3 protein-coding genes, 4 tRNA genes and 1 other RNA gene are annotated in these 4,498 nt (G+C 46.7%); 7 read left to right on the forward strand and 1 reads right to left on the reverse strand.

All coding sequences use genetic code 11. The annotated features are described in order from the left end of the window. Positions 1-370: 370 nt before the first annotated feature. The gene (gene murB / locus ACUTSU_RS22425; protein ID WP_445654744.1) at positions 371-1,408 is read left to right on the forward strand and encodes a UDP-N-acetylmuramate dehydrogenase; all 1,038 of its coding nucleotides are present in this window, start codon (positions 371-373) and stop codon (positions 1,406-1,408) included. Further along, positions 1,405-2,367, forward strand: coding sequence for a bifunctional biotin--[acetyl-CoA-carboxylase] ligase/biotin operon repressor BirA (gene birA / locus ACUTSU_RS22430; RefSeq protein WP_445654745.1), 963 nt, complete (start codon positions 1,405-1,407; stop codon positions 2,365-2,367). Before murB ends, birA begins: the two co-directional genes overlap by 4 nt. A gap of 47 nt (positions 2,368-2,414) precedes the next feature. Here the strand turns inward: birA and coaA are convergent, their stop codons facing one another. Then, the gene (gene coaA / locus ACUTSU_RS22435; RefSeq protein WP_445654746.1) at positions 2,415-3,365 is read right to left on the reverse strand and encodes a type I pantothenate kinase; all 951 of its coding nucleotides are present in this window, start codon (positions 3,363-3,365) and stop codon (positions 2,415-2,417) included. A gap of 438 nt (positions 3,366-3,803) precedes the next feature. On the opposite strand from coaA, the gene ACUTSU_RS22440 reads away from it, so the two are divergent. The 5 genes from ACUTSU_RS22440 to ACUTSU_RS22460 all read left to right on the forward strand — a co-directional run bounded on the left by ACUTSU_RS22440 (position 3,804) and on the right by ACUTSU_RS22460 (position 4,344). After that, a tRNA-Thr gene (locus ACUTSU_RS22440) sits at positions 3,804-3,879 on the forward strand. A gap of 24 nt (positions 3,880-3,903) precedes the next feature. Then, positions 3,904-3,988 (forward strand) — tRNA-Tyr (locus ACUTSU_RS22445). Between the two features lie 46 nt (positions 3,989-4,034). After that, positions 4,035-4,150, forward strand: a non-coding RNA gene (locus ACUTSU_RS22450) — RtT sRNA. A 37-nt stretch (positions 4,151-4,187) separates the two neighbouring features. Beyond that, a tRNA-Gly gene (locus ACUTSU_RS22455) sits at positions 4,188-4,262 on the forward strand. Positions 4,263-4,268: 6 nt separating this feature from the next. After that, positions 4,269-4,344: transfer RNA gene (locus ACUTSU_RS22460), tRNA-Thr, on the forward strand. Positions 4,345-4,498 lie beyond the last annotated feature (154 nt).

Here is a 4,498-nt window from a genome sequence, read left to right on the forward strand (position 1 = left end):
TCTTGATAGTAGACACCACATCACAATATCCTCCGAATCAAAGCCAGCTGGCTATCTTTAATATAAACATCAACAATGTTTAAAAATGATAAATAACTTTAAATATATATAAGCCAATTGGGATGGGATATTTTAGTTTGCGGTAATAAGACTCAGTTATGAGGAAATGGCGGTATTAATCATTCTGGTTTCTACCTGGAACTTATTACTTCATTCATTTATATAGAAAATTCCTTATAAAACAATAGAAAACATTCCCCCGATGGATATTCTCCAGATAAAAGCCCTATCGATGAAAACAAATATTAGTCTGGCGTGCCGAATCGAGTAGACTAGGTGAAGGTTCATTTCCGTATAGGTATTTATCGTTATGTCTACTGAAAGCGCGTCATTAAAAACACACAATACTTTTGCGCTCCCGGTCAACGCAGCGCATCTGGTCATTGCAGAAACAATCGAATTAATGATCAAGGTTTGGCAGAAAACACAGAAGCGTCAAGAGCCGCTGCTGGTTCTTGGGGAAGGGAGTAACGTCCTGTTTCTTGATGATTTTTCCGGTACGGTAATGATCAATCAATTAAAAGGTATCGACATCCGAGAGGAGAAAGATGGCTGGTTCCTCCACGTTAGCTCTGGTGAGAATTGGCATGGTTTGGTTTGTCGCACTTTAGAAACCGGCATTCCTGGGCTGGAAAACCTGGCGTTAATCCCCGGCCTGGTCGGCTCTGCACCCATTCAGAATATCGGTGCCTATGGTAGCGAATTCAAGAACGTATGTGACTACGTTGATCTATTGGATCTGACTACGGGTGCCATCGATCGCATTGCCGCATCTGACTGTGGTTTTGGCTACCGAGAAAGTATTTTTAAACATCATTTTCAGAAAGGACATATCATTGTTGGTGTAGGCCTGCGCCTTAGCAAGCAATGGGGTCCGATGCTGAATTATGGCGATCTGACAAAGCTGGACCCTGAAACGGTGACACCACGTCAGGTATTTGACTCGGTATGTGCAATGCGCCGCAGCAAATTGCCCGATCCTAAAGTGACGGGTAATGCAGGCAGCTTCTTCAAAAACCCACTGGTCAGTAGTGAAAAGGCAGCTGCGTTGACTATCGAATACCCTGGCATGCCGCATTACCCTCAGCAGGATGGTCAGGTGAAGCTGGCTGCAGGCTGGTTGATCGACCAGTGTGGGCTGAAAGGCCACCAAATTGGCGGTGCGGCGGTACATAATCAACAGGCGCTTGTACTGGTTAATGTGGATAATGCCAGCAGTCAGGACGTGGTGGCGCTGGCACGGCATGTACGTAATACCGTAGCGAAAAAGTTCGACGTATGGCTGGAGCCGGAAGTTCGCTTTATCGGTGCGGTCGGGGAGTTGAATGCCGTAGAGGTTCTTTCATGAAGGACACCAAAGTTCCCCTTAAGCTCATTTCTATACTGGCCGATGGCGATTTCCATTCTGGTGAGCATCTTGGCGAGTTGCTGGGCATGAGTCGTGCTGCTATTAATAAACATATCCAGACCATCCGCGAATGGGGTCTGGATGTTTTTACCGTACCAGGAAAGGGCTATAGCCTACCTAGCCCTATCCAGTTACTGGATGTTGAACGTATTCTTAACCAACTGGTTGATAAACGTGTGACCGTGCTGCCGGTTGTGGACTCTACCAACCAATATTTGCTGGATCGTATTACCGAACTGCAATCTGGCGATGCCTGTATTGCTGAGTACCAGCAGGCAGGTCGTGGTCGTCGCGGTCGTCAATGGATCTCACCATTTGGTGCCAATCTGTATCTCTCCATGTTTTGGCGTCTGGATCAGGGGCCTGCAGCAGCAATGGGTCTGAGTCTGGTGATTGGCATCGTGATGGCCGAGGTGCTCAAAGACCTTGGGGCGCAGGATGTCAGGGTTAAATGGCCAAACGACTTATACCTTAACGATCGCAAGTTGGCTGGCATCTTGGTCGAATTAACGGGGAAAACTGGTGATGCGGCACAGCTGGTCATTGGTGCCGGTATTAATTTGGCGATGCGTGAAACCAATGCCAATACGATTAATCAGGGCTGGATAAACCTGCAGGAAGCGGGGATTAATATCGATCGTAATGAATTGGTCGCCACTTTACTCAATGAATTGCGTCAATCGTTACCGCAGTTTGAGATCGATGGTTTAGCGCCATTTATTGCGCGCTGGCGCGCATTGGACAACTTTATCGATCGGCCGGTTAAACTATTAATTGGCGAGCAGCAAATTTTTGGCATTGCACGGGGTATTGATCAGCAAGGAGCATTATTGCTCGATCAGGATGGTGTGATTAAACCGTTTATTGGCGGGGAAATATCCCTACGCAGTGCCGAGTAATTATCATTAAAATAAGGGGCCAATAGGCCCCCTTGCTTATTATTAAATTACTTTCTTAAACGCACACTTTCAACTGCGTGATTAGCACTCTTCGTCATGATCAGACTGGCACGCTCACGTGTTGGTAATATATTTTCTTGCAAATTCAATCCATTAATCTCATTCCATAGCTGGGTGGCTATATTGACAGCCTCTGGCTCAGGCAACTTGGAATAGTTATGGAAATAAGAATCAGGATTAGAAAATGCGCCCTGGCGGAACTTAAGGAATCTATTGATATACCAAGATTGCAGCAGTTCTTCAGGGGCGTCGACATATATTGAAAAATCAACAAAGTCAGAAACAAATACACGATGCGGATCGTGAGGATAATCCATTCCGCTCTGTAATACGTTTAGCCCTTCAAGAATAAGAATATCCGGCTGCTCGATGACTTTATTCCCTTCGGGAACAACATCATAAATCAGATGGGAATAGACCGGAGCGGTCACTCGTTTAGCGCCGGATTTCACTTCAGAAACGAATTTCACCAGACTGTGCATATCATAAGACTGTGGGAAGCCTTTTTTCTTCATCAGCCCGCGTTCGTTCAACACCTTATTCGGATGCAGGAAACCGTCGGTAGTGATCAATTCAACGCTACGATGTTCCGGCCAACTGCCAAGCAATGCCTGTAGCAAACGTGCTGTGGTACTTTTACCTACGGCAACGCTGCCGGCAATGCCGATAACGTAGGGGATTTTTTGTCCATCAGTACCGAGAAATTGCTCAAGTACGGCCTGACGGCGCAGGTTCGAACTGATATAGAAGTTTAACAATCGAGATAGCGGCAGATAAATCTGTGCTACCTCTTCCAAAGAGAGATCTTCGTTAATCCCTTTCAGTTTAACAATCTCTTCTTCTGACAGTGTCAGCGGCACCGAATTCCGTAACGCAGCCCACTGGGTACGATCGAACTGAAGATAGGGCGTCGCTAAAGATTGATCTCTTTTTATCATAAGCCAAATTCTGCCTGTTAACGCAGGTTGGGAAAGGCGCCGGACGCCAACTCCAGATAATAATCAAGCTGCATATTATAGACAGCTTCGTTTTTGACGTAGACTTTTTTCGCAAAAGTTGGCGATTAGTATGAGTTTATCTCAATTGTGCGAAGCGGCGCGCAGTAGGCGGAAGTCGCTTTCGGCGTATTCCTACTTCAATTCGCAGCTTGCTGAATGGGGTGAAACTGCTGTTTAGGTAAAATATGTGGGCGACACTCGCAAAAGAACAATTACAGTGTAGGGAGTGATAACTGTGATTGATGAATATTTGCACGCCTTACAGTGTGAATTGCCAGGTAGTGGGCAAAATTGGGCGATTTGTGAGCGAAAGTGCAGTTAACGCAATTTTTTTGTTGCATAGGCCGTCCGGTCTACCTAGAATGCGCTGCACTTGATGCCGGCTTAGCTCAGTTGGTAGAGCAACTGACTTGTAATCAGTAGGTCACCAGTTCGATTCCGGTAGCCGGCACCAATCAAGTCACAGTAGTTAAAATCTGGTGGGGTTCCCGAGCGGCCAAAGGGAGCAGACTGTAAATCTGCCGTCACAGACTTCGAAGGTTCGAATCCTTCCCCCACCACCATATCTTGCCTTCGGCAGTTAACTGACCAGCGATAAACTCGCAACGGTTAAATTGCGGAAGGGGAAGGCGAAAGCCTTCAGCAAGGTTCGAGTTGTGCAGCGCATCGCGCAGCCGGCCCGAAGGGTGAGAGTTAAGCGACGAACAATCCTTCTCCCACCTAAAAATTCTACAGAAAAGTCAGGTAGCCGAGTTCCAGGATGCGGGCATCGTATAATGGCTATTACCTCAGCCTTCCAAGCTGATGATGTGGGTTCGATTCCCACTGCCCGCTCCAAGATGTGCTGATATAGCTCAGTTGGTAGAGCGCACCCTTGGTAAGGGTGAGGTCGGCAGTTCGAATCTGCCTATCAGCACCACTTCTTATAATCTCGCCCCCTGATTTTCTTTCTGTTCTGGATTCAACAGGCAAATGCTTGGTTGATGTGGTGATACCACCGATTTATCCGTGTCTTAGAGGGACAATCGATGTCTAAAGAAAAGTTTGAACGTACAAAACCGCACGTTAACGTC

The organism is Serratia sp. NA_13 (genome assembly GCF_052691735.1).